Origin of the sequence: Pseudohaliea rubra DSM 19751 (assembly GCF_000764025.1) — a bacterium.
Taxonomy (GTDB): Bacteria; Pseudomonadota; Gammaproteobacteria; order Pseudomonadales; family Halieaceae; genus Pseudohaliea; species Pseudohaliea rubra.
In genome coordinates, this window is sequence record NZ_KN234745.1 from 33,394 (window position 1) to 55,701 (window position 22,308).

Annotated in this window: 23 protein-coding genes; 20 read left to right on the forward strand and 3 right to left on the reverse strand. The window is 64.1% G+C overall.

Annotated features, from left to right (window positions below; translation table 11 throughout):
* Positions 1–7: 7 nt before the first annotated feature.
* Complete coding sequence (gene gltA, locus HRUBRA_RS00160) at positions 8–1,297, reverse strand: citrate synthase (protein WP_035513337.1); 1,290 nt, start codon at positions 1,295–1,297, stop codon at positions 8–10.
* Between the two features lie 276 nt (positions 1,298–1,573).
* Here gltA and sdhC point away from each other — a divergent pair, with 276 nt between their 5' ends.
* The 12 genes from sdhC (at position 1,574) to HRUBRA_RS00220 (ending at position 15,802) form a co-directional block, all read left to right on the forward strand.
* Complete coding sequence (gene sdhC, locus HRUBRA_RS00165; RefSeq protein WP_035513342.1) at positions 1,574–1,948, forward strand: succinate dehydrogenase, cytochrome b556 subunit; 375 nt, start codon at positions 1,574–1,576, stop codon at positions 1,946–1,948.
* Positions 1,942–2,304, forward strand: a complete 363-nt coding sequence (sdhD, locus tag HRUBRA_RS00170) for a succinate dehydrogenase, hydrophobic membrane anchor protein (RefSeq protein WP_035513344.1) — start codon at positions 1,942–1,944, stop codon at positions 2,302–2,304. Before sdhC ends, sdhD begins: the two co-directional genes overlap by 7 nt.
* A 10-nt stretch (positions 2,305–2,314) precedes the next feature.
* Positions 2,315–4,087 carry a succinate dehydrogenase flavoprotein subunit gene (gene sdhA / locus HRUBRA_RS00175; RefSeq protein ID WP_035513346.1) on the forward strand — a complete coding sequence of 591 codons (1,773 nt, stop codon included), beginning with the start codon at positions 2,315–2,317 and terminating at the stop codon, positions 4,085–4,087.
* A gap of 11 nt (positions 4,088–4,098) precedes the next feature.
* Entirely contained in the window at positions 4,099–4,806 is a 708-nt protein-coding gene (locus HRUBRA_RS00180) for a succinate dehydrogenase iron-sulfur subunit (protein ID WP_035513347.1), read from the forward strand.
* 110 nt (positions 4,807–4,916) lie between these two features.
* Positions 4,917–7,772 (forward strand): 2-oxoglutarate dehydrogenase E1 component, encoded by a 2,856-nt coding sequence (locus tag HRUBRA_RS00185; RefSeq protein ID WP_052094222.1) that lies wholly within the window; start codon positions 4,917–4,919, stop codon positions 7,770–7,772.
* 23 nt (positions 7,773–7,795) lie between these two features.
* Positions 7,796–9,043, forward strand: a complete 1,248-nt coding sequence (gene odhB, locus HRUBRA_RS00190; RefSeq protein WP_035513351.1) for a 2-oxoglutarate dehydrogenase complex dihydrolipoyllysine-residue succinyltransferase — start codon at positions 7,796–7,798, stop codon at positions 9,041–9,043.
* A gap of 32 nt (positions 9,044–9,075) precedes the next feature.
* A complete protein-coding gene (gene lpdA, locus HRUBRA_RS00195) occupies positions 9,076–10,512 on the forward strand; it encodes a dihydrolipoyl dehydrogenase (protein ID WP_035513352.1) in 1,437 nt (478 codons plus the stop codon).
* A 78-nt stretch (positions 10,513–10,590) separates the two neighbouring features.
* Entirely contained in the window at positions 10,591–11,760 is a 1,170-nt protein-coding gene (gene sucC, locus HRUBRA_RS00200; RefSeq protein WP_035513353.1) for an ADP-forming succinate--CoA ligase subunit beta, read from the forward strand.
* The gene (gene sucD, locus HRUBRA_RS00205) at positions 11,760–12,632 is read left to right on the forward strand and encodes a succinate--CoA ligase subunit alpha (RefSeq protein WP_035513354.1); all 873 of its coding nucleotides are present in this window, start codon (positions 11,760–11,762) and stop codon (positions 12,630–12,632) included. The genes sucC and sucD overlap by 1 nt, the downstream gene beginning before the upstream one ends.
* Before the next feature lie 111 nt (positions 12,633–12,743).
* Positions 12,744–14,654 (forward strand): molecular chaperone HtpG, encoded by a 1,911-nt coding sequence (htpG, locus tag HRUBRA_RS00210; protein WP_035513356.1) that lies wholly within the window; start codon positions 12,744–12,746, stop codon positions 14,652–14,654.
* A 2-nt stretch (positions 14,655–14,656) separates the two neighbouring features.
* Positions 14,657–15,139 carry a SixA phosphatase family protein gene (locus HRUBRA_RS14535; RefSeq protein WP_052094223.1) on the forward strand — a complete coding sequence of 161 codons (483 nt, stop codon included), beginning with the start codon at positions 14,657–14,659 and terminating at the stop codon, positions 15,137–15,139.
* Between the two features lie 54 nt (positions 15,140–15,193).
* Positions 15,194–15,802 carry a DUF4892 domain-containing protein gene (locus HRUBRA_RS00220; protein WP_084592365.1) on the forward strand — a complete coding sequence of 203 codons (609 nt, stop codon included), beginning with the start codon at positions 15,194–15,196 and terminating at the stop codon, positions 15,800–15,802.
* A 9-nt stretch (positions 15,803–15,811) separates the two neighbouring features.
* Here the strand turns inward: HRUBRA_RS00220 and folE are convergent, their stop codons facing one another.
* Complete coding sequence (gene folE / locus HRUBRA_RS00225) at positions 15,812–16,360, reverse strand: GTP cyclohydrolase I FolE (protein ID WP_035513358.1); 549 nt, start codon at positions 16,358–16,360, stop codon at positions 15,812–15,814.
* A 38-nt stretch (positions 16,361–16,398) separates the two neighbouring features.
* Between folE and prmB the strand changes: the two genes are divergently transcribed.
* Genes prmB through HRUBRA_RS00240 form a run of 3 tightly spaced genes read left to right on the forward strand, consistent with a single transcriptional unit; the run spans position 16,399 to position 18,684 of the window.
* Positions 16,399–17,349, forward strand: a complete 951-nt coding sequence (gene prmB, locus HRUBRA_RS00230; RefSeq protein WP_236629735.1) for a 50S ribosomal protein L3 N(5)-glutamine methyltransferase — start codon at positions 16,399–16,401, stop codon at positions 17,347–17,349.
* A gap of 3 nt (positions 17,350–17,352) precedes the next feature.
* The gene (gene aroC, locus HRUBRA_RS00235; RefSeq protein WP_035513359.1) at positions 17,353–18,456 is read left to right on the forward strand and encodes a chorismate synthase; all 1,104 of its coding nucleotides are present in this window, start codon (positions 17,353–17,355) and stop codon (positions 18,454–18,456) included.
* Positions 18,457–18,459: 3 nt separating this feature from the next.
* Entirely contained in the window at positions 18,460–18,684 is a 225-nt protein-coding gene (locus HRUBRA_RS00240) for a hypothetical protein (protein WP_035513361.1), read from the forward strand.
* Here the strand turns inward: HRUBRA_RS00240 and HRUBRA_RS00245 are convergent.
* Complete coding sequence (locus HRUBRA_RS00245) at positions 18,672–19,193, reverse strand: glycine cleavage system transcriptional repressor (RefSeq protein WP_052094225.1); 522 nt, start codon at positions 19,191–19,193, stop codon at positions 18,672–18,674. The genes HRUBRA_RS00240 and HRUBRA_RS00245 overlap by 13 nt on opposite strands.
* Positions 19,194–19,263: 70 nt before the next feature.
* On the opposite strand from HRUBRA_RS00245, the gene HRUBRA_RS00250 reads away from it, so the two are divergent.
* Genes HRUBRA_RS00250 through HRUBRA_RS00270 form a run of 5 tightly spaced genes read left to right on the forward strand, consistent with a single transcriptional unit; the run spans position 19,264 to position 22,210 of the window.
* Positions 19,264–20,058: a class I SAM-dependent methyltransferase gene (locus tag HRUBRA_RS00250; protein ID WP_035513363.1), complete on the forward strand. Its 795-nt coding sequence runs from the start codon at positions 19,264–19,266 to the stop codon at positions 20,056–20,058.
* Between the two features lie 6 nt (positions 20,059–20,064).
* The gene (locus HRUBRA_RS00255) at positions 20,065–20,313 is read left to right on the forward strand and encodes a YheU family protein (RefSeq protein ID WP_035513365.1); all 249 of its coding nucleotides are present in this window, start codon (positions 20,065–20,067) and stop codon (positions 20,311–20,313) included.
* Entirely contained in the window at positions 20,310–20,546 is a 237-nt protein-coding gene (gene tusA, locus HRUBRA_RS00260) for a sulfurtransferase TusA (RefSeq protein ID WP_035513367.1), read from the forward strand. Before HRUBRA_RS00255 ends, tusA begins: the two co-directional genes overlap by 4 nt.
* Positions 20,543–21,088 (forward strand): elongation factor P hydroxylase, encoded by a 546-nt coding sequence (locus HRUBRA_RS00265; protein ID WP_035513369.1) that lies wholly within the window; start codon positions 20,543–20,545, stop codon positions 21,086–21,088. The genes tusA and HRUBRA_RS00265 overlap by 4 nt, the downstream gene beginning before the upstream one ends.
* 3 nt (positions 21,089–21,091) lie before the next feature.
* Entirely contained in the window at positions 21,092–22,210 is a 1,119-nt protein-coding gene (locus tag HRUBRA_RS00270; protein WP_035513370.1) for a 4-phosphoerythronate dehydrogenase, read from the forward strand.
* Positions 22,211–22,308: the final 98 nt, after the last annotated feature.

Here is a 22,308-nt window from a genome sequence, read left to right on the forward strand (position 1 = left end):
GCGCCCGTCAGCGCTTGTCCAGGGGCAGGTAGTCGCGCTGCGCATAGCCCGTGTAGAGCTGCCGCGGACGGCCGATGCGATAGCTGCCGGAGATCATCTCGTTCCAGTGGGCAATCCAGCCGACGGTGCGGCCTACGGCGAAGATCACCGTGAACATGCTCGTGGGGATGCCCAGGGCCTTGAGAATGATGCCTGAATAGAAATCGACGTTGGGGTAGAGCTTCTTCTCGATGAAGTACTCGTCGGAGAGAGCGATTTCCTCGAGGCGCTTGGCGATGGCCAGGAGCGGGTCATTTTCCATTCCCAGCTCCGCCAGCACCTCGTCGGCCGCTTCCTTCATGACTTTGGCCCGCGGGTCGAAGTTCTTGTATACCCGATGGCCGAAGCCCATGAGGCGGAACGGGTCGTTCTTGTCCTTGGCACGGGCCACGAATTCGTCGATGCGGGACACATCACCGATCTCTTCCAGCATGTTGAGTACGGCTTCATTGGCACCGCCGTGGGACGGGCCCCAGAGCGCTGCGATGCCCGAGGCGATGCAGGCAAAGGGGTTGGCACCGGAAGAGCCGGCGAGGCGTACCGTCGACGTGGAGGCGTTCTGCTCGTGATCGGCGTGAAGCAGGAAGATGCGGTCCATGGCCTTTGCGAGCACGGGCGAGATCCGGCTCGGCTCGCAGGGGGTGCCGAACATCATGTGCAGGAAGTTCTCGGCGTAGCCCATGCTGTTGTCCGGATACATGAAGGGCTGACCGATGGAAAACTTATAGCTCATGGCGGCCAGCGTCGGCATCTTCGCGATCAGGCGGAAGGCGGCTACCTGCCGGTGGTGCTCGTCCGAGATGTCGAGGGAATCGTGATAGAAGGCGGACAGGGCGCCGACCACGCCGCACATGATGGCCATGGGGTGAGCATCACGGCGGAAGCCGTTATAGAAGGTGCGGATCTGCTCATGGACCATGGTGTGGTTGTGCACCGTGCGCACGAACTTTTCTTTCTGATCCTTGTCCGGAAGCTCCCCGTAGAGCAGCAGGTAGCAGGTCTCAAGATAGTCGGAGTGCTCGGCGAGCTGATCAATGGGATAGCCGCGATGGAGAAGCACGCCCTTGGCGCCATCAATATAGGTGATCTGTGATTCGCAGGCGGCTGTGGATACAAAACCCGGGTCGTAGGTGAACAGATCGTTAGCGGTCAAGGCGCCCACGTCAACGACCCGCGGCCCGATGGTCCCCTCATGTACCGGGAGGTCGATCGCCTCATCAATGCCGTCTACCTTCAGGGTTGCTTTCATGTCGCTCATAGAGGGTCCCGATGCGCTGGTCAGTGGGGGCCCAACTATAGAGAGTAAGGCGGTTTTGTCAACGCGCACGGGGCCGCACGGAGCCCCGCCGGCAAAGCGTTTGAGCTTTGCAGGCAGGGCCCGGTCGTCAACGTTTGCCTCTGGTCGAAGCACGGACATCCAGGCGCCTTGATTGTTTTTCCCGGGGGCACCCAATATAATTCGCCCGCAATTTTCGAGCACCGGCTGCAGTTGTCGCCGGGCGCCCACCCAGCCGGACAACAACGGAAAAGTACTGTGAAGGATAACCGTCCCGTCAATCTAGACATCGGCAGCATGCGCCTGCCCATCACCGCCTGGGCCTCCATCAGCCACCGGATCTCCGGCGTGGTCCTGTTCGCGGCCAGCTTCGGTATGCTCTGGGCCCTCGATATCAGCCTGGCGAGCGCCGAGGGCTTCGCGCGCCTGGGCGAGCTCCTTGGCAGTGTGCCGGCGAAGGTCGCGCTCTGGGCGGTGGGAACGGCGCTCATCTATCACAGTCTCGCCGGCATCAAGCACCTGGTCATGGACTTCGGTATTGGCGAGAGCATGGAGGGCGGTATTCTCGGCTCGCGCCTGGTAATTGCCGCGTCCGTGATCATTTCCGTACTCCTGGGGGTTTCGCTATGGTAACGGCAGTCACGAGTCTCGGCCGGTCGGGTCTGTCCGACTGGCTCCTGCAGCGGGTCAGTGCGGTCGTGCTGCTCGCCTATTTCATCCTGATCGGCTGGGTAGTCGCCAGCGGTATCGATTACGTCGGCTGGCAGGCGCTCTTCGCCACCGCCTGGATGCGGGTGTTCACGCTCCTGGCGGTGCTGTCCCTCGCGGCTCACGCCTGGATCGGCATGTGGTCCGTGCTCACGGACTACCTGACGGAGCGGCTCATGGGCACTAAAGGCAACGTGCTGCGCATCGGCCTGCAGCTGTGCATCAGCCTGCTGCTGTTTATTTACGTGATCTGGGGCGTCCAGATCCTCTGGGGCAACTAGGACTTCAACCATGGCAGGAATGCGTACCATTACCTTCGACGGGGTGATCGTCGGTGGCGGCGGCGCCGGCATGCGCGCTGCGCTGCAGCTGGCCCAGTCGGGCTACAAAACGGCGGTGATCTCCAAGGTTTTCCCGACGCGGTCACACACGGTATCGGCTCAGGGAGGTATCACCTGCGCGATCGCCAGCTCCGACCCCGATGACGATTGGCGCTGGCACATGTATGACACGGTCAAGGGGTCGGACTATATCGGAGACCAGGACGCCATCGAGTACATGACCAGTGTCGGGCCCGAAGCGATCTTTGAACTTGAGCATATGGGCCTGCCTTTCTCCCGCACGGAAGAGGGCCGGATCTATCAGCGCCCCTTCGGCGGTCAGTCGAAGAACTTCGGCGAGGGTGGTCAGGCAGCGCGCACCTGTGCTGCGGCGGATCGCACCGGCCACGCACTGCTGCATACGCTCTACCAGAACAACATGAAGAACGAGACCACCTTCCTCAACGAGTGGTTCGCTGTTGATCTGGTCAAGAACCAGGACGGCGCTGTAGTCGGCGTCATCGCCATCTGCGTCGAGACCGGCGAAACGGTTTTTGTGAAGTCCCGGGCCACGGTTTTCGCCACTGGCGGGGCAGGGCGCATCTACGCTTCCACCACGAATGCGCACATCAATACCGGTGACGGCGTGGGCATGGCCCTGCGTGCCGGCTTCCCCATGCAGGACATGGAGATGTGGCAGTTCCATCCCACGGGTATCTATGGCGCCGGCACCCTGGTGACCGAGGGCTGCCGCGGTGAAGGAGGCTACCTCATCAATAAGGATGGCGAACGGTTCATGGAGCGCTACGCGCCGAATGCCAAGGACCTCGCCGGCCGCGACGTGGTCGCCCGCTCCATGGTGCTGGAAATTCTCGAGGGCCGCGGCTGCGGTCCCGAGGCAGACCACGTCTTCCTGAAGCTCGACCACCTCGGCGAGGAGGTGCTCGAGAGTCGTCTGCCGGGTATCTGCGAGCTGTCGCGTACCTTCGCGCACGCAGACCCGGTGAAGGAGCCCATCCCGGTGGTGCCGACCTGCCACTACATGATGGGCGGAATTCCCACGAATGTGCATGGCCAGGCGCTTACCATCGACGCCGACGGCAACGACCGGATCATCCCGGGGCTCTACGCCTGCGGCGAGGTGGCCTGCGTGTCCGTGCACGGTGCAAACCGCCTGGGCGGCAACTCGCTGCTCGACCTTGTCGTGTTCGGGCGCGCCTCGGGGCTCTTTATCGAGAGCGCCCTGCGCGAGGGCATCGAGCTGCGCGAACCCGCGGCTGACGATATCGATGAGGCCACCCGAGGCCTGCGTCGCATCAATGAATCCAGCAGCGGCGAGAAGGCGGCGGACCTGCGCAAGGAACTGCAGAGCGTCATGCAGAACCACTTCGGCGTGTTCCGCAAGGGCGATTTCATGCGCGACGGTATCGGAAAGCTCGACGAGCTGCGCGAGCGGATTGCCAACGTGCACCTCGAGGACAAGACCCAGGCCTTCAACACGGCCCGGCTCGAGGCGCTCGAGCTGCAGAATCTTTTCGACGTGGCGGAGGCCACGGCCGTGGCCGCCGAGCAGCGCACCGAGAGCCGCGGTGCTCACGCCCGCGAGGACTTCCAGGAGCGCGATGATGAGAACTGGCTGTGCCATTCCCTGTATTTTCCCGGGGAGCGGCGGGTCGGCAAGCGGGCGGTGAATTTCACGCCGCGCACTGTCGATACCTTCCAGCCGAAAGTGCGGACCTACTGAGGGGCAGACCGATGTTGCAAGTCAGTATCTATCGCTTTAACCCGGAGACCGATGCCGAGCCCGGCATGCAGGAGTTCCAGGTGGACACCGGCGGCAAGGACGTTATGGTCCTGGACGTGCTGGAGCAGATCAAGGCCGAGCAGGACAGCACGGTAACCTACCGTCGCTCCTGCCGTGAGGGCGTGTGTGGTTCCGACGGCCTGAATATCAACGGCAAGAACGGTCTCGCCTGCATCACGCCGCTCTCCGAGGCGGTGAGGGGCAATAAGCTGGTGATCCGGCCGCTGCCGGGGCTCCCGGTAATCCGGGATCTGGTGGTCGACATGGGCCTGTTCTATCAGCAGTACGAGAAGGTGCAACCCTTCCTTCAGAACAACACGCCGGCGCCGGCCATCGAGCGGCTGCAGTCACCGGAGGAGCGGGAGAAGCTCGACGGTCTCTATGAGTGCATCCTCTGTGCCTGCTGCTCCACATCCTGCCCGTCCTTCTGGTGGAATCCGGACCGGTTCATCGGCCCCGCCGGCCTGCTCCAGGCCTACCGCTTCCTGGCTGATAGCCGGGACACGGCGACGGAGGAGCGGCTCGCCAAGCTGGATGATCCCTTCAGTGTTTTCCGTTGTCATGGCATTCAGAACTGCGTCAACGTCTGCCCGAAGGGCCTGAACCCCACCCGGGCCATCGGCCACATCCGCAACATGCTGCTGTCGCGCGCCGCCTGAGGCGCGCTTTCCCTTCTAACCTCCGGACGAAGCTGGCATAATATGCGCCCACGCGGGCGCGCCGGCACCCGCCTCCCCAACTGTCGGCGGTGACCGTTCGGAAGGACATCATGCAGCAGCCCACAATGGAGCTTCTCTGGCGTAGCTCCCATATCGCTGGCGGCAACGCTACCTACGTCGAAGATCTTTATGAAGCCTATCTCCGCGACCCCAACTCGGTCCCGGAGCAATGGCGCGACTACTTTGACAAGCTGCCCCTGGTCGAGAGCCAGGTGGCAAATTTAAAGGATATTCCCCACTCCACGGTCCGCGACCGCTTCGCACGCATCAGCAAGATGCGCGTCCGTACCGAGGCGACGGTGGCGCACGATGCGCAGGCCACGGAGTACGAGCGCAAGCAGGTGCGCGTGGTGCAGCTCATCTCGGCCTACCGCCAGCGCGGGCACCAGAAGGCAAGCCTCGACCCTCTGGGTCTCGCCGAACGGGAGCACGTGGCGGATCTAGAGCTGTCTTTCCACGAGCTGTCCGAGGCCGATCTCGACACCGCCTTCCAGGTCGGCAGCCTGCATATCGGCCGTGACAATGCCACGCTGGGCGAAATCGTCGATGCGCTGGAGCGTACCTATTGTCACCACATCGGTGCCGAGTTCATGCACATCGTCGACACGGCACAGCGGCACTGGATCATGACCCGCATGGAGTCCGTGCGTTCGGCGCCGGATTACGGCCCGGATGTGCGTCGCCAGCTTCTGCGTCGGCTGATCAAGGCGGACGGGCTCGAGCGCTCCCTGGCCTCCAAGTACCCGGGCACGAAGCGCTTCGGCCTGGAGGGTGGCGAGAGCCTGATTCCCATGCTGGCGGAGATGGTCCAGCGCATCGGCTCTTACGGAGCCAAGGAAATCGTCATCGGCATGGCGCATCGCGGCAGGCTGAACGTTCTCGTGAATATCCTGGGCAAGAAGACCTCCGAGCTGTTTGCGGAGTTCGAGGGCCGGGCGCAGTACGAGAGCTCCGGCGACGTGAAGTACCATCAGGGTTTTTCCTCGAACGTGATGACACCGGGTGGCGAGCTGCACCTGGCTCTCGCCTTCAATCCATCCCATCTGGAGATCAACGCGCCAGTGGTCGAGGGATCGGTACGTGCCCGCCAGGACCGCCGCAATGACACGGTGGGTGACACCGTGGCGCCGATCGTCATCCACGGCGATGCGGCCTTTGCCGGCCAGGGTGTGGTCATGGAGACGTTCCAGATGTCCCAGACCCGCGGGTACCGCACCGGGGGCACGGTCCATATCGTTCTCAATAATCAGGTGGGTTTCACCACCAGCAAGCGCGAGGACGCGCGCTCCACGGAATACTGCACCGATGTCGCCAAAATGGTTCAGGCGCCCATTTTTCATGTCAACGCCGATGACCCGGAGGCGGTGCTCTTTGTCACGCAGCTGGCCGTGGACTTCCGTAACGAATTCAAGCGCGATGTGGTCATTGACCTGATCTGCTACCGGCGCCGTGGCCACAATGAAGCCGACGAACCGTCGGTGACCCAGCCACTCATGTACCAGGCTATTCGCATGCACAAGTCCACGCGGGATCTGTATGCCGAGCGACTCATCATGGATGGCGTGATTTCCGAAGAGGAAGACAGCACCCTGGTGGAGGGCTATCGAGAATCTCTGGACCGCGGCGAGCCACTGGTCAGCTCCCTGGTGTCTGAGCCGAACACTGCGCTTTTTGTCGACTGGACCCCCTACCTGGGGCACGAGTGGACGCTGACCTGCGAAACGGGCATGGAGCTGCACAGGCTGCAGAAGCTCGCTCACGAGGTGAATGTGCCGCCGGAGGGTTTTCCCCTTCAGCGCCAGGTCAGCAAGATCCTCGAGGACCGGCGCAAGATGGCGGCAGGTGCCATGCCCCTGAACTGGGGCTTCGCCGAGACGCTGGCCTATGCCACTCTCCTGGAGGCCGGCTACCCGGTGCGCCTTACCGGGCAGGACGTGGGGCGCGGTACCTTTTCCCACCGCCACGCCGTACTGCACAACCAGAAAGATGAAAGCACCTGGATCCCGCTGCAGCACGTGGCGGAAGACCAGGCAAATTTTGATATTTATGACTCGCTGCTCTCGGAAGAGGGCGTACTTGCCTTTGAATACGGCTACGCGACGACCTCGCCGAGCGGCCTGGTCATCTGGGAGGCGCAGTTCGGTGATTTTGCCAACGGCGCCCAGGTGGTCATCGACCAGTTCATCACCAGTGGCGAGCACAAGTGGAGCCGGCTCTGCGGGCTGACCATGCTCCTGCCGCACGGCTACGAGGGCCAGGGGCCGGAACACTCCTCGGCGCGCCTCGAACGTTTTCTGCAGCTTTGCGCCGAGCACAATATCCAGGTTTGTGTGCCGAGCACACCGGCGCAGGTCTACCATATGCTGCGCCGGCAGACGATCCGCCCGCTGCGCAAGCCGCTGGTGGTCATGTCACCGAAGAGTCTGCTGCGCCACAAGGAGGCCGTGTCCAGCCTCGAGGAGCTGGCTGGCGGGCGCTTTCACTGTGTGCTGGACGATCCGGACATCGCCGACCGGTGCGGCGTCAAGCGGGTGATCCTCTGTGCGGGTAAAGTATTCTACGACCTGCGCGCGGAACGCCGGGAGCGCGGGATCGAGGATATTGCGATCATCCGCCTTGAGCAGCTCTATCCTTTCCCGGAAGCCGAGCTGCTCCAGGTTCTCAGCCAGTATCCGAACCTTGTCGATGCGGTCTGGTGTCAGGAAGAGCCCATGAACCAGGGCGCCTGGTACTCGAGCCAGCATCACATGCGCCGGGTCATGTATTCGCACCTTGAACATGTTTACCTCGGCTACGTCGGCAGGGAAGCCTCTGCCGCTCCCGCTGCCGGCTACATGGCGCTGCACCTGGAGCAGCAGCAGCGCTTTATCAACGACGCCCTCACGCTGCCTGCCTCGGCAGCGTGACAGGGCAGCAGTAAGGAAGCTTCATGGCTATCGAGATAAAAGCACCCGCATTCCCCGAGTCCGTCGCAGACGGTGAAATTGCAGCCTGGCACAAGCAGGAAGGCGACAGCGTCGCCCGTGACGAGCTCATCGTCGAGATCGAGACAGACAAAGTCGTCATGGAAGTTGTCGCCCCGGCAGACGGCATCATCAGCAAGATTCACGCAGCCGAGGGCGACACTATTGAGAGCCAGGCGCTGCTGGCCACGCTTGAGACCGGTGCCGGTGCCGGCGCCGGCAAAGCTGCGGAAGCTGCGTCTTCTGAGCCGCCAGAGAAAGCCGGGGCGCCTGCTGCTGAAGCGCCTGCGGCCGGTGAAGTGCCTGCCCTGGGCCCCGCGGCGCGGCAGCTCGTGGAAGAACACAAGCTTGATCCGTCGGCCATTGCGGGCACAGGCAAGGGCGGTCGCATCACCAAGGAAGATGTGCTCAAGCACCTCGCGGACAAGCCGTCTGCCCGCGCGCCCGCTCCTGCGCCGGCCGCAGCGGACCCGGACGCTGTGGTGGAGGTTCCCTCGGGGCCGAGTAGCGAGCGCGTCGAGAAGCGGGTACCCATGACGCGCATGCGGGCCCGGATCGCCGAGCGTCTTCTGGAAGCTACGCAGCAGACGGCCATGCTGACCACCTTCAACGAGGTGAACATGGCGCCGGTGATGGCGCTGCGCAGGAAATACAAGGACCAGTTCGAAAAGACCCACAACGGTACGCGCCTGGGCTTCATGGGCTTTTTCGTCAAGGCCGCCTGTGAGGCGCTCAAGCGCTTTCCGGAGGTCAACGCCTCCATTGACGGCAACGACGTCGTCTACCACGGCTACCAGGACATCGGCGTGGCCGTTTCCACGGCGAACGGCCTGGTCGTACCGGTGCTCCGCGACGCAGACTTCATGAGCCTGGCGGACGTTGAGGCCGCGGTCTCCGATTTCGGCGTGCGTGCCCGGGACAACAAATTGACTATCGACGACATGACCGGCGGCACGTTCACGGTGACTAACGGCGGCGTGTTCGGCTCGCTCCTGTCGACGCCGATCCTGAATCCGCCGCAAACCGGCATCCTCGGCATGCACAAGATCCAGGAGCGCCCGATGGTCGCGGACGGTGAGGTCGTGGTGCTGCCCGTGATGTATCTGGCGCTGTCTTACGACCACCGTCTTATCGATGGCAAGACCGCCGTGCAGTTCCTGGTTGCCGTCAAGGACCTCATCGAGGACCCGGCGCGGATCCTGCTCCAGCTGTAACCGCTGCAACGCTTTGAATCACGGGAGAGAGCATGGCTGACAAATTCGATATCGTAGTAATCGGCTCCGGCCCTGCCGGTTATGTGGGCGCGATCAAGGCCGCACAGCTCGGCATGACCGTGGCCTGCGTGGAACTTTGGGCAGATGAGAAGGGGGGCACCGTCCTCGGTGGCACCTGCCTCAACGTTGGCTGCATTCCGTCCAAGGCCCTCCTTGACAGCAGTCAGAAGTTCGCCGAGGCGCGGGACAGCTTCGCGCTCCACGGCATCGGTGTCGGCAAGCCCAAGATCGATGTGCCGGCGATGCTCGATCGCAAGCAGAAGATCGTCAGCCAGCTCACGGGCGGTATTGCCGGCCTGTTCAAGCACAACGGCGTGACTGTCATCCAGGGGCGCGGCAAAGTTCTGGCCGGCGCCAAGGTCGAGGTTACGGACAAGGACGGTAACAGGCGCATCGTCGAGGCCGGTGACGTGATTATCGCCGCCGGCTCCGAGCCGATGCGTATACCGCCGGCTCCCGTTGACGGCGACACGATTGTCGATTCTACCGGTGCCCTGGAGTTCACGGCCGTGCCGAAGCGGCTCGGGGTCATCGGTGCCGGGGTAATCGGCCTTGAACTGGGCAGCGTTTGGGGTCGCCTCGGCGCCGAGGTCGTACTTCTCGAGGCGCTGGACGACTTCCTGCCCATGATGGACACACAGATCGCCAAGGAAACGCACAAGATCTTCAAGAAGCAGGGGCTGGATATACGTCTCGGCGCCCGGGTCACCGGCACCGAAGTCAAGAAAGGTAAGGTGGAGGTGACCTACGACACAGCCGAGGGTACCCACAGGGAGACCTTCGACAAGCTCATCGTTTCCGTCGGCCGTCGCCCCCGGTCCGAGGAGCTGCTGGCCTCGGACAGCGGCGTAACGCTGGATGAACGCGGTTTTATCTACGTCAACGAGTTCTGTGCCACGGAGGCCCCTCACGTCTATGCTGTCGGGGACGTGGTCCGCGGGCCCATGCTTGCGCACAAGGGCTCGGAAGAGGGCGTTATGGTGGCCGAGCGGATCGCCGGCAAGCCCGCGCAGCTCAACTATGACTGCATCCCCTCGGTGATTTATACGCACCCGGAGGTCGCTGCAGTCGGCAAGACAGAACAGCAGCTGAAAGCTGATGGCGTCGACTACAAGGCCGGCGTCTTCCCATTCGCGGCCAGCGGCCGCGCTCTGGCCGCGAACGATACGGATGGCATGGTGAAGATTCTCGCCGATGCCCAGACGGACCGCATCCTCGGCGCCCATATCGTAGGGCCCTCGGCGGCGGACCTGACCCAGCAGGTGGTCATCGCGATGGAGTTCGGCTCCAGCGCAGAAGATCTTGCGCTCATGGTTTTCGGTCACCCGACCCTGTCGGAGGCCGTGCATGAGGCGGCTCTGGCCGTCGATGGTCACGCGATCCACATCGCGAACCGAAAGCGCAAATAGCGTCGTCCGGGAAGTCATAACAACAACGCAGCCATCCGATCCCGGGCGGCTTTCTCGCAACACGGAACGGGACACAACATGAATTTGCACGAGTACCAGGGCAAGCAACTGTTTGCCGACTACGGCCTGCCGGTCTCCAAGGGCTATGCGGTGGATTCGCCCCGCGAAGCTGCGGAGGCGGCAGATCTCATTGGTGGTGATAGCTGGGTCGTCAAGGCACAGGTGCATGCCGGCGGCCGCGGTAAGGCCGGCGGCGTGAAGCTGGTCAAGAGCAAGGACGAGATCCGCGAGTTCGCATCCCGGTGGCTGGGCAACAACCTCGTCACCTACCAGACTGACGAGAATGGTCAACCGGTCTCGAGGATCCTTGTCGAGGCCTGCACTGACATCGCCGACGAACTTTATCTTGGTGCCGTCGTCGACCGCTCCACGCGGCGAATCGTGTTCATGGCCTCTACGGAAGGCGGGGTCGAGATCGAGAAAGTCGCCGAGGAAACCCCGGAGAAAATCCTCAAGGTGGCAATCGATCCTCTGGTTGGTGCCCAGCCCTACCAGGGCCGGGAACTGGCCTTCAAGCTCGGCCTCTCCGGCGATCAGGTCAAGCAGTTCGTAAAAATCTTCCTGGGCCTGGCGCGGCTATTCCAGGACAAGGATCTCGCACTCATCGAGGTGAATCCTCTGGTGATCACGGAGCAGGGCAACCTGCACTGCCTGGACGCCAAGCTCGGCGTTGACGGCAACGCCCTCTACCGTCAGGACGCGCTCCGGGAAATGCATGACCCCTCCCAGGAAGATGCCCGGGAGGCTCATGCTGCCCAGTGGGAGCTCAACTACGTCGCCCTGGACGGCAACATCGGCTGCATGGTCAACGGTGCCGGTCTCGCCATGGGCACCATGGACATCGTCAAGCTTCACGGCGGTGCCCCGGCAAACTTCCTTGACGTGGGCGGTGGCGCCACCAAGGAGCGCGTCTCCGAGGCGTTCAAGATCATCCTCAGCGATGACAAGGTGAAGGCGGTCCTTATCAATATCTTCGGCGGCATCGTCCGTTGCGACCTCATTGCCGAGGGCGTGATCGGCGCCGTAGAGGAGATCGGCGTGGAAGTCCCCGTCGTTGTCCGTCTCGAGGGCAACAACGCTGAACTCGGCCGCAAGGTGCTGGCAGAAAGCGGACTGAACATCATTGCCGCGACCAGCCTCACGGACGCGGCGCAGCAGGCGGTGAAAGCAGCGGGAGGTGAAGCCTGATGAGTATCCTGATCGACAAGAACACGAAGGTCATCTGCCAGGGTTTTACCGGTTCCCAGGGAACCTTCCATTCAGAGCAGGCCATTGAGTACGGCACGCAGATGGTCGGCGGCGTCACCCCGGGCAAGGGCGGTCAGGAACACCTGGGTCTGCCGGTGTTCAATACGGTTGCCGAGGCGGTGGAGGCCACCGGCGCCGACGCCTCTGTAATCTACGTACCCGCACCGTTCTGCAAGGACTCCATTCTGGAAGCCGCGAATGCCGGGATCCGCCTTGTGGTCTGCATCACCGAGGGCATTCCGACCCTCGATATGCTTGAGGCCAAGGTGAAGTGTGACGAACTCGGTGTGCGTCTTATCGGGCCTAACTGCCCGGGTGTGATTACCCCCGGCGAGTGCAAGATCGGCATCATGCCCGGTCATATCCACCAGCCGGGCAAGGTTGGCATCGTGTCGCGCTCCGGCACACTGACCTATGAGGCGGTGAAGCAGACGACCGATGCAGGCTTCGGCCAGTCAACCTGCGTTGGTATCGGCGGCGACCCGATCCCGGGCTCTAATTTCATCGATATCCTTGCGCTGTTTGAGCAGGATCCCGCGACGGAAGCCATTGTCATGATCGGCGAGATCGGCGGCACGGCCGAGGAAGAGGCGGCGGCCTACATCAAGGCCAACGTGAGCAAGCCGGTGGTGTCCTACATTGCCGGTGTGACGGCGCCGAAGGGCAAGCGCATGGGTCATGCAGGCGCCATTATCTCCGGGGGCAAGGGTACGGCGGACGAGAAGTTTGCCGCCCTGGAAGATGCGGGGGTCAAGACGGTCCGCTCTCTTGCCGATATCGGCAAGGCCCTGGGCGAGATCACCGGCTGGTAAGGCAGCTCGACCAACAGCAAGGGGCCCGCCGGGCCCCTTTTTTTTGGCTCTTGAAAATCCGTTGTTTCGCCCCCAGACAGTTGGTTCCCAGGAAAGGACAGTGAGGACCCCATGACCGCGGACGTCAAGAAAGAAACGCTGGGCTTCCAGACCGAGGCGCGGCAGTTGCTGCACCTGATGATTCATTCCCTCTACAGCAACAAGGAGATCTTCCTGCGTGAGCTGATCTCCAACGCCTCCGATGCCATCGACAAGCTCCGCTTTGCGGCCCTGGATGACGACAGCATTCTGGAGGGGGACGGCGACTACGCGATTCGCGTGGCCGTGGACAAGGATGCGCGGACCATCACCATCAGCGATAACGGTGTTGGCATGAACCGACAGGAGGTGATCGATAATCTCGGGACCATCGCCCGCTCGGGTACCGCGGCCTTCCTCGAGAACCTCACCGGCGACCAGAAGAAGGACTCCCAGCTCATCGGGCAGTTCGGCGTCGGCTTCTATTCCGCGTTCATTGTCGCCGAGCGGGTGGAGGTGCACACACGCAAGGCCGGTGAGCCATCAGAGGCGGGCGTGCTCTGGGAGTCACACGGTGAGGCGGAGTTTACCCTTGAGGATCGCCCCCGGGAGCAGCGCGGTACGGCGATCACCCTCTACCTCAAGGAAGATTGTGACGAATTTGCCGACGAGTGGCGCGTGCGCAGCGTCATCAAGAAATACTCAGACCATATTTCCGTGCCGGTGATGATGGCTGCGGCTTCGGAAAGCAGCGACGACGCCGAGGACAGCCAGGACGATGCGGCCGCGCCGACCTGGGAGACCGTGAACGAAGCCACCGCGCTGTGGACCCGTTCCCGCAGCGAGGTCAGCGACGACGAGTACAAGGCCTTTTATAAGCACGTGTCCCACGATTTCGAAGAGCCGCTCACCTGGAGCCACAACCGGGTGGAGGGCAAGCTGGAATACACGAGCCTGCTTTACGTGCCCCGGCGTGCCCCCTTTGACCTGTGGAACCGGGAGGGCTCGCGCGGGTTGAAACTCTACGTTCAGCGCACCTTCATCATGGACGATGCGGAGCAGTTCCTGCCCCTCTATCTCCGCTTCGTAAAGGGGGTCGTCGACAGCAACGACCTGCCTCTGAACGTATCCCGGGAGCTTCTCCAGCAGGATCCGGCGGTCGACAGCATGCGCGGCGCTCTCACCAAGCGCGTGCTCGATATGCTCGGCAAGCTGGCCAAAGGGTCTCCAGAGGAGTACGCCGTGTTCTGGAAAGCCTTCGGCCAGGTGCTCAAGGAAGGACCCGCTGAGGATTTCAGCAACAAGGAGAAGGTGGCCGGGCTCCTGCGCTTTGCCACCACGCATACGGACCGGGAGGAGCAGGACCAGGGCCTCGACGACTATGTCGCGCGTATGCAGGAGGACCAGGACAAGATCTACTATGTTGCGGCAGACAGTTTCAACACGGCCCGACGGAGTCCGCACCTCGAGGTATTCCGCAAGCGCGGCATTGAGGTGTTGCTGCTCTCCGAGCGCATTGACGAGTGGCTCATGAGCCACCTGCAGGAGTACGCTGGCAAACCGCTCCAGGACGTGGCCCGGGGCGAGCTCGAGCTCGGCGACGACGAGAAGGCCGAAAAGGAAAAGCTGGCCGAAGAGAGCAAGGACCTCCTCGAACGGATAAAGGGCGTGCTTGCCGACGAGGTCGCGGAAGTGCGCGCCAGTACCCGCCTCACAGACTCTGCCGCCTGTCTGGTGGTCGGGGAGCATGAGCTGGGCGCGCAGATGCGCAGGATTATGGAAGCCGCTGGTCAGCCGGTGCCGGACACTAAGCCGACGCTTGAGCTGAACACCACGCATCCGCTCATCGCGCTGCTGGACCGGGAAAGTGATGAGGACCGCTTCGCCGACTTTTCCCACCTTGTTTTCGATCAGGCAACGCTTGCGGAAGGCGGACAGCTCGAAGATCCGGCCGGCTACGTCGACCGGCTCAACAAGGTCCTGCTGCAGCTGGCCGGCAGCTGAGCGTGCTGGTCACGGTCTGGCGTCATGGCGAGGCGGCCCCGGGACGACCGGACCGGGAGCGCCGGCTGACAGAGCGAGGTCACGCCGAGCTGCGACGCGGTGTTGCGGGTTATGTTACGGCTCTGGCGAGTCGGGGTCTGCCGCCGCCCGAGGCACTGCATGCGAGCCGCTGGCAGCGGACTTTGCAGACTGCCGGCTACCTCGCCGAAGCGCTTGCGCTGACGACGGAGGAGGCCGATGCCCTGATCCCCGGGGCTGATGCACAAGCCGTTGAGGCGCTACTGGTCGGGCTGCCGGCAGCTGCGCACCGCGTGCTCGTATCACACCAGCCACTGGTATCCGAGCTGGTCGACCGCTGGCTCGGCGAGGCCGGGCGCGTACCGGCGCTGTCGCCCGGTGCCTATGCGGTGCTCGAGGCGGAGGTCTTCGCCCCCGGCTGCGCCAGCATTTGTTTCTGGGCCGCGCCGCCGGCTTACGGGCTTTGACGCCCCGGTAAAATCGGTCACCATACGGATTCGCCTTTTTTCTTCGCCAGGAGCATGACTTTGCCCCATCGTCCAGCCGCCTGCCGGTACACAAGCGCCGCCCGCCATGCCGCCCGGGGCGTTGCTCTGCTGGGTTTGTGCTTCGCGCTCCCTGCCGCGGCTAAGGAGGGCGGTGCTGAGGCGCTTCTTGAACGTTTTGACCGTTTCCCTCATTCCGAGACCGTCGACCAGAGCACGCAGATCGTGCGTGACCATGTGATCGGTCTCGGCGCCATGCAAAAGGTCCGCGGCGATTGGAGGCTGGAGGAGAGTGAGCGCCTGAGCGGCGAGCTCTCGCGTTATACCTGGCGCATCGTAGACGGCTTCACCGCCCGGTCCCTGCTCGAAGATGCCGCGGCCGAGGCAGAGGCCCTGCCCGACAGCGAGTTGCTCTACACCTGTGAAGGGCGCTCCTGCGGACGCAGCGTGCAGTGGGCTAACCGGGTCTTTCAGCAGCGAGTGCTCTATGGCACGGAGAGTTCCCAGCGTTACCGGGTGTACGCCCTGCGAGCGGAGGGCAGGGAGCAGCGGCTGGTACTTTATGCCAGCGAGCGATCCTCAGATCGTCAGTACCTGCATATGGAGCTGCTGTCGGCGCAGGACCGGGCGACCGTGGCGCCTTAGGCTGGAGTCCTAGTGGCGCAGTCGCAGCAGTCCGAGGAACTCGTCCCGGGTCTTCAGGTCTTCGCGGAACGAGCCGAGCATGGACGAGGTTTTCATCACCGAGTTCTGTTTCTCGACCCCGCGCATCATCATGCACATGTGCTGCGCCTCAATGATGACGCCGACCCCGGCAGCATCCGTGACCGCCATGATGGTCTCGGCGATCTCTGTAGTCAGCGACTCCTGAATCTGCAGCCGGCGCGCAAAGATATCGACAATTCGTGCGATCTTGGACAGTCCCAGTACCTGGCCGGTAGGTATGTAGCCGACGTGGCACTTGCCGATGAACGGAAGGATGTGGTGTTCGCAGAGCGAATAGAGCTCGATGTCCTGTACCACCACCATTTCACTGGACTCGGAGGGGAAGAGAGCATCGTTGACTACTTCTGCCACGGACTGATGGTAGCCACGGGTCAGAAACTGGTAGGCCTTGGCCGCACGCTCCGGCGTGTCCTTGAGGCCGGGACGCTCCAGATCCTCACCCATGTCCTCGATGATCGCTGCCCAGTGTGCCTTCATATGCCTGCTTCCCGCTGTTGACGCGGCGCGATGGTACCATGCAGCTCATGAACGATCACGCTCCCTGGCAGCCTGTCCCGGACACCATCGCCGCTGCAGTGGCGCGTTGTGCTGCGCGTCTCGACGAGGCCGGGGTCGCCTTCGGCCACGGTACCGACAATCCCTGGGATGAGGCCGTGCAGCTGGTGCTCGGTGTGCTGGGCCTCGACGATGGGCCCGATGTCGCCGGGCGCGTGCTCGCCGCCAGGGATTGGGCCGCGATAAGGGGCGTGCTTGACCGACGCATCGGGGAGCGCAGCCCCTTGCCCTATCTTCTCGGTGAGGCGCACTTTGCCGGCCTGCGGTTCCGCTGTGACCCGCGGGCTCTTGTACCGCGTTCCCCCCTTGGTGAACTCATCGAACATGCCTGTCAGCCCTGGTACGGGGGCCCGCCACCGCGGCGGCTGCTCGATCTCTGCTGTGGCGGTGGCTGCCTGGGGATTGCGGCCGCCGTCCATATGCCGGGGCTGGCAGTGGTCCTGGCGGATCTTGACGATGCGGCGCTGACTCTCGCCGCCGAGAACGTCGCTCGTCACGACGTGGGCGGCCGCGTAAGCCTGCGCCGCTCCGATGGCTTCGACAAGCTCGCCGACGAGCGCTTCGATATCATCCTCTGCAACCCGCCCTATGTCGATGTCGAGGACCTTGCCGCCATGCCCGCGGAGTTTCATCACGAGCCCGCGGCGGGCCTGGGCGCCGGAGATGACGGCCTGGACCTGGTGCGGCGCCTGCTGCCCGCGGCGGCGGCGCACCTCGAAGAGCACGGGCTGCTGCTGCTCGAAGTGGGCAACAGCTGGCCTGCGCTTGAGGCCGCCTATCCGCGTTTTCCCTTTACCTGGGTCGAGCTTGAGCGCGGGGGACACGGCGTTGCAGCCCTTACCGCCCGGGAGCTCCGCGACCATAGCGCAGCGCTCGCGTATAATCCCCGCGCGGCGACAGGGCAGGACTGACAGATGGCAGGGAATACTTTCGGGACATTGTTTACAGTGACGACCTTCGGCGAGAGCCACGGTCCGGCCCTTGGCTGTATTGTGGACGGCTGCCCGCCCGGGCTGGCCCTCAGCAGCGCCGACATGCAGTCAGACCTCGATCGCCGTAAACCCGGTACCTCGCGCTTCACCACCCAACGTCGCGAGGACGATGAAGTGCGTATTCTTTCCGGGGTCTTCGAGGGTGTGACTACGGGCACCCCCATCGGCCTGCTTATCGAAAATACCGACCAGCGCTCCAAGGATTACAGCAAGATCAAGGATGTCTTCCGTCCAGCACACGCGGACTACACCTACCAGCAGAAGTACGGCCGCCGGGACTACCGCGGTGGCGGCCGCTCCTCGGCGCGGGAAACAGCCATGCGTGTTGCCGCGGGCGCTATTGCCAAAAAGTATCTGGCTGAGTATGCGGGCATCACCGTGCGCGGCTACCTTAAGCAGCTGGGGCCCCTTGCCGCCGAGCGTCTTGACTGGTCTGTGGTGGAGAGCAATCCTTTCTTTTGCCCGGACCCCGACAAGGTGCCCGCGATGGAGGCCTACATGGCCGACCTCAACAAGCGGGGTGACTCGGTCGGTGCGCGCATCAACGTCGTCGCCACCGGCGTTCCGCCGGGGCTTGGAGAGCCGGTATTCGATCGCCTTGACGCGGACATCGCCAGTGCCATGATGGGCATCAACGCGGTCAAGGGTGTCGAGCTCGGCGCCGGCTTCGCCTGCGTGGCGCAGCAGGGCAGCGAGCATCGGGATGCCCTGACTCCCAATGGTTTCGTGGGTAACAACGCTGGCGGTGTGCTCGGCGGCATTTCCAGCGGCCAGGACATCACCGTGAGCCTCGCGCTCAAGCCGACCTCGTCCATTCGCCAGCCGGGTGCGAGTGTCAACATCGCCGGTGAGGCCGTCGAGGTAGTCACCACGGGACGGCACGACCCCTGCGTGGGTATTCGCGCCACACCCATTGCGGAGGCGATGCTGGCCCTGGTACTGATGGATCACCTGCTTCGACATCGAGCGCAGAACGCCGGTGTCGAAAGCCCGACACCGGTGCTGCCGGCGACCGCAGGACCTTGAGCTGTGCGCCGCTGGCGTCGCAATGCCCGCACGATTTTTCTTGCCGTCTGCGCCATGGCAGCGCTTCCCTGGGCGGCGGTCACACAGTTCGACATGCCGAAGGAGCAGTTCCTCGAGCTGGTGCTGGGGGCGCTGCTTGCTCTGCTTCTGGTGGTGCTGGCGGCCGGGTTGACCGTCGGTCTGTTTATCGGGCTCCGGTGGTTCTGGCGCCGTCGTCAGTCCCTCTGAAGCAGGTCGATTTCCAGGCCCATTGCCTCAGCGATGCGGTCGAGCTCCTGCTCCAGCGTCGTTCGATCAGTGGCTGCCGGCGCCCGGGCTTCCAGGGTGGCGTGGAACAGCGGCTCCGCACTCATGGGGGCACTCTTTACAGTGCTTTCGAGCCGGCTAAGGTTGAGGCCGGCGCCGCGCAGGGCGCGGGTCACCTCGTGGATAATGCCGGGCCGGTCGGGACCGACCAGCGCCAGGGTCAGCAGTTCGCCTTGCTGCGCCGGCATCTCGCCGGCATCCGTCACTGTGCAGTCGATGGCCTCCTCTGCAAGGCCGGCTATCGCGTCGCGCAGCGCGGCCTCCGCCGCTATGGGCAAGTTGACCAGGGCCAGGCCCGCGAACTTTCCGCCGAGCTGGGAAAGGCGTGCATCCTCCCAGTTGCCGCCATGTTCGGCGACAACGGCGGCGAGCCGCTCGACGATACCGGGGCGGTCTTCGGCAATAAAACTGACCACGATGGCTTTCTGCACGACGTGTCTCCACATTGGCGGGGGAACTTCGTATAGTACCTTGTCATCCTCCCTACGCTAAGGACGAGCCATGAAATTCCTGCTTCCCCTGCTGGTAGCCCTGTTTATCCTGCCCGCCCAGGCCGGCCCTGACTATAGTGCCGCGCTCGCCGGCGAGCACCGGAGCGAAAACAACCGCGCCCGCGATGCCTGGCGCCATCCCGGCGAGACCCTCGCCTTTTTCGGCCTCGAACCCGGGATGACCGTCGTCGAGCTGTCGCCTGGCGGCGGCTGGTACACGGAAGTGCTGGCGTCGCTCCTCAAAGAGCAAGGAACGCTCTACGCCGCCCATGCGGACGTCAATGGCGGCGCCTATGGCCGCCGTTCCCTCGGTGGCTTCCTTGGCAAGCTCGGCGCCGATGACGCAATTTACGGCGACGTGATCGTATCGACGCTGGCGCCGCCGGCGACCATCGATATTGCGCCGGCCGCGTCTGCAGATATGGTCCTTGCCTTTCGCAACGTGCACAGCTGGCTGCGCGCAGGCGCCCTGGACGATGTTTTTGCTGCGGCCTTCGAGGCCCTGAAGCCGGGTGGGGTGTTCGGCATCGTCCAGCATCGCGCACCCGAGGGTCGCTCCGTCGAGGCCATGAAGAGCAGCGGCTATGTCACCGAGCAGCTGGTCATCGCCGCAGCCGAAGCGGCCGGGTTCGAGTTTGCCGGTCGTGCCGGGATCAACGCCAACCCGAAGGACAGCGCCGACCATCCAGAAGGCGTCTGGACCCTTCCGCCCATCCTGGCGCTCGGTGATCAGGACCGGGAGCGCTACCTCGCCATCGGTGAGAGTGACCGTATGACCCTGAAGTTCGTCAAGCCCGCCAACTGAGACGCCATGGCAACGTTCCTGCGCATTCCACCGGAGCAGGTGCCGCCGGAAACGCTTGCGGCCCTGCTCGAGGAATATGCCAGCCGCGACGGGACCGATTACGGAGAACGCGAGGTGCCCCTGGCCGAGAAACGGGAAGACCTCGCGCGCGGGCTCGCCCGAGGTGAGCTGGACCTGCTCTTCGACAGCGATAGCGACAGCTGGGACATCGTGTCTCGGGAGCAGGCCCGGGATCTACTCGGTGCTTCGCCATGACGCCTCCGCCTCCCCGTGAGCTCGATGCACGCGGGCTCTACTGCCCCGAGCCTGTCATGCTGCTGCATAACGCCATCCGGGACGCCGCCCCCGGTGACCTGATCGCCGTGCGCGCCACGGATCCGACTACCCGCCGCGATATTCCGCAATTCTGCCACTTTCTCGGCCATGAGCTGGTCGACGAGTGCGAGGAGGGCGGCGAGCTGCATTTTCTGGTCCGTAAGGCGTTGTGACAGTCGCTGCTGTCGTCCTCGAGCAGGTTTTCGCTGATTGCTTCGGTATTCGGGAGCGAACCCGGCTCTGCGGCGGCGCGGAGGAGCCGTTCTACCTGCCGGCCGCGGCTCCCGGGGCGTGGCACGAGATCCACTACCGCGCGGATTATCCGGCTAGCGCTCTGCACGAAGTGGCGCACTGGTGTATCGCCGGACGGGCGCGGCGTCTGCTCCCTGACTATGGCTACTGGTACGCCCCGGACGGTCGCGACGCGGATGCCCAGCGCGCCTTCGAGGCCGTTGAAGCCAAACCCCAGGGTCTCGAGTGGCTCTTCTCCCAGCGCTGCGGTATGCCGTTCCGGCTCAGCCTCGACAACCTCAACGGGGAGCTTGTGGCACCGGTCCGGGCGCGCTTCGCTGTCGCGGTGGCCAACGAGGCGCGAGCCTGGCGCGCCCGGGGCCCCGGGGGCCGGGCCGGACGCTTTCTGGCTGCTCTCGGCGCGCGATTCCCGGAGGGGCGCCCGGTCTCCACGATGCACTTTTCCGTCGCGATGCTTTGCTGAACCATGCGCATTGTCTGTGATGAGAACATGCCGGGGCTTCAGGCGCTTGCGGCAGCGGGGGCCCGGCTGCGGTGTCTGCCGGGCCGGGCGATCCGGCGTTTTCACTTGGTCGATGCCGACGCGCTGCTGGTGCGTTCCGTCACCCCGGTAAATCAAGCGCTGCTGACCGGTACGCCGGTGCGGTTTGTCGGCACGGCTACCAGCGGCACGGATCACATCGACCGGGCGGCGCTCCGGGAGCTTGGCATCGCTTTCGCTGATGCCGCCGGTGCCAACGCCAACGCCGTCGCCGAATACGTGCTGGCTGTGCTGGCGGCGCTCCGGGAACCCCTTGAGCACCTGCTCGCGGGCGGCCGAGTGGGCATCGTCGGCTATGGCAACGTCGGTCGCAGCCTCGGCGCACGCCTCGATGCGCTCGGCATTGCCTGGGTTGCGACGGATCCCTGGCTTGCGGAGAGCGCCGTGGCGCGCCGGGGCACGCTCGCCGAGATTTTCGCCTGCGATGTGGTGACCCTGCATTGTTCGCTTACGGAGCTCTCTCCCTGGCCGAGCCGGCACCTGCTCGACCGCGCTGCCCTGGAGCGCCTCGCCGCCGGTACGCTACTGATCAATGCGAGTCGTGGCCCGGTGGTCGACAATGACGCTCTCCAGGCCTGGCTGGTCGACGGCCGGGGGAGGGCGGTGCTCGATGTCTGGGAACGGGAGCCTGAGGTGCCGGCCCCCTTGCTGGCCCGGGTCGCCCTGGGGACACCGCATATCGCCGGCTACTCCCTCGAGGCGCGGCTCGCCGGGACCCGTTGCGTGGTGTCGGCTATGGACGAGGCGCTGGGCACGGCCTATGCCGGCTCCCTGGCGCCACCTCCGGCATCAGTGCTTGCATTGCCGGCAACGGGAGACGGCCCGGCGCTGCTGCGCAAACTGCTGCTCGGCCGCTATGCCCCCGGGGATGACGATCGGCAGCTGCGTGCGGCCCTGGCCGCTGCCGGGGGAGCGCGCGCGGCGGCCTTCGACCGGCTGCGCCGCGCTTACCCCCTGCGCAGGGAGCTGGCCGGTAACCCGGTCAGCGGCGGTTCCGCCAGGGTGCGGGAGCTGGCAGCAGCGCTGGGCTGTGAGGTGCTGTAACTGGCTGACGGGATGTAACGGGCGTGGACCTGAAGCGCATAGCAACGAGCGCCGCGGCCTGTCTCGCGGGCAGCTAGTGAGTATTGGGGGGGTGATAG

Excerpts from the sequence above, each read along its gene's own strand:
- gltA (WP_035513337.1), bottom strand. The coding sequence starts at position 1,297 with ATGAGCGACATGAAAGCAACCCTGAAGGTAGACGGCATTGATGAGGCG.
- sdhD (WP_035513344.1), top strand. The coding sequence starts at position 1,942 with ATGGTAACGGCAGTCACGAGTCTCGGCCGGTCGGGTCTGTCCGACTGG.
- sdhA (WP_035513346.1), top strand. The coding sequence starts at position 2,315 with ATGGCAGGAATGCGTACCATTACCTTCGACGGGGTGATCGTCGGTGGC.
- HRUBRA_RS00180 (WP_035513347.1), top strand. The coding sequence starts at position 4,099 with ATGTTGCAAGTCAGTATCTATCGCTTTAACCCGGAGACCGATGCCGAG.
- HRUBRA_RS00185 (WP_052094222.1), top strand. The coding sequence starts at position 4,917 with ATGCAGCAGCCCACAATGGAGCTTCTCTGGCGTAGCTCCCATATCGCT.
- odhB (WP_035513351.1), top strand. The coding sequence starts at position 7,796 with ATGGCTATCGAGATAAAAGCACCCGCATTCCCCGAGTCCGTCGCAGAC.
- lpdA (WP_035513352.1), top strand. The coding sequence starts at position 9,076 with ATGGCTGACAAATTCGATATCGTAGTAATCGGCTCCGGCCCTGCCGGT.
- sucC (WP_035513353.1), top strand. The coding sequence starts at position 10,591 with ATGAATTTGCACGAGTACCAGGGCAAGCAACTGTTTGCCGACTACGGC.
- sucD (WP_035513354.1), top strand. The coding sequence starts at position 11,760 with ATGAGTATCCTGATCGACAAGAACACGAAGGTCATCTGCCAGGGTTTT.
- htpG (WP_035513356.1), top strand. The coding sequence starts at position 12,744 with ATGACCGCGGACGTCAAGAAAGAAACGCTGGGCTTCCAGACCGAGGCG.
- HRUBRA_RS00220 (WP_084592365.1), top strand. The coding sequence starts at position 15,194 with ATGACTTTGCCCCATCGTCCAGCCGCCTGCCGGTACACAAGCGCCGCC.
- folE (WP_035513358.1), bottom strand. The coding sequence starts at position 16,360 with ATGAAGGCACACTGGGCAGCGATCATCGAGGACATGGGTGAGGATCTG.
- prmB (WP_236629735.1), top strand. The coding sequence starts at position 16,399 with ATGCAGCTCATGAACGATCACGCTCCCTGGCAGCCTGTCCCGGACACC.
- aroC (WP_035513359.1), top strand. The coding sequence starts at position 17,353 with ATGGCAGGGAATACTTTCGGGACATTGTTTACAGTGACGACCTTCGGC.
- HRUBRA_RS00250 (WP_035513363.1), top strand. The coding sequence starts at position 19,264 with ATGAAATTCCTGCTTCCCCTGCTGGTAGCCCTGTTTATCCTGCCCGCC.
- HRUBRA_RS00255 (WP_035513365.1), top strand. The coding sequence starts at position 20,065 with ATGGCAACGTTCCTGCGCATTCCACCGGAGCAGGTGCCGCCGGAAACG.
- tusA (WP_035513367.1), top strand. The coding sequence starts at position 20,310 with ATGACGCCTCCGCCTCCCCGTGAGCTCGATGCACGCGGGCTCTACTGC.
- HRUBRA_RS00270 (WP_035513370.1), top strand. The coding sequence starts at position 21,092 with ATGCGCATTGTCTGTGATGAGAACATGCCGGGGCTTCAGGCGCTTGCG.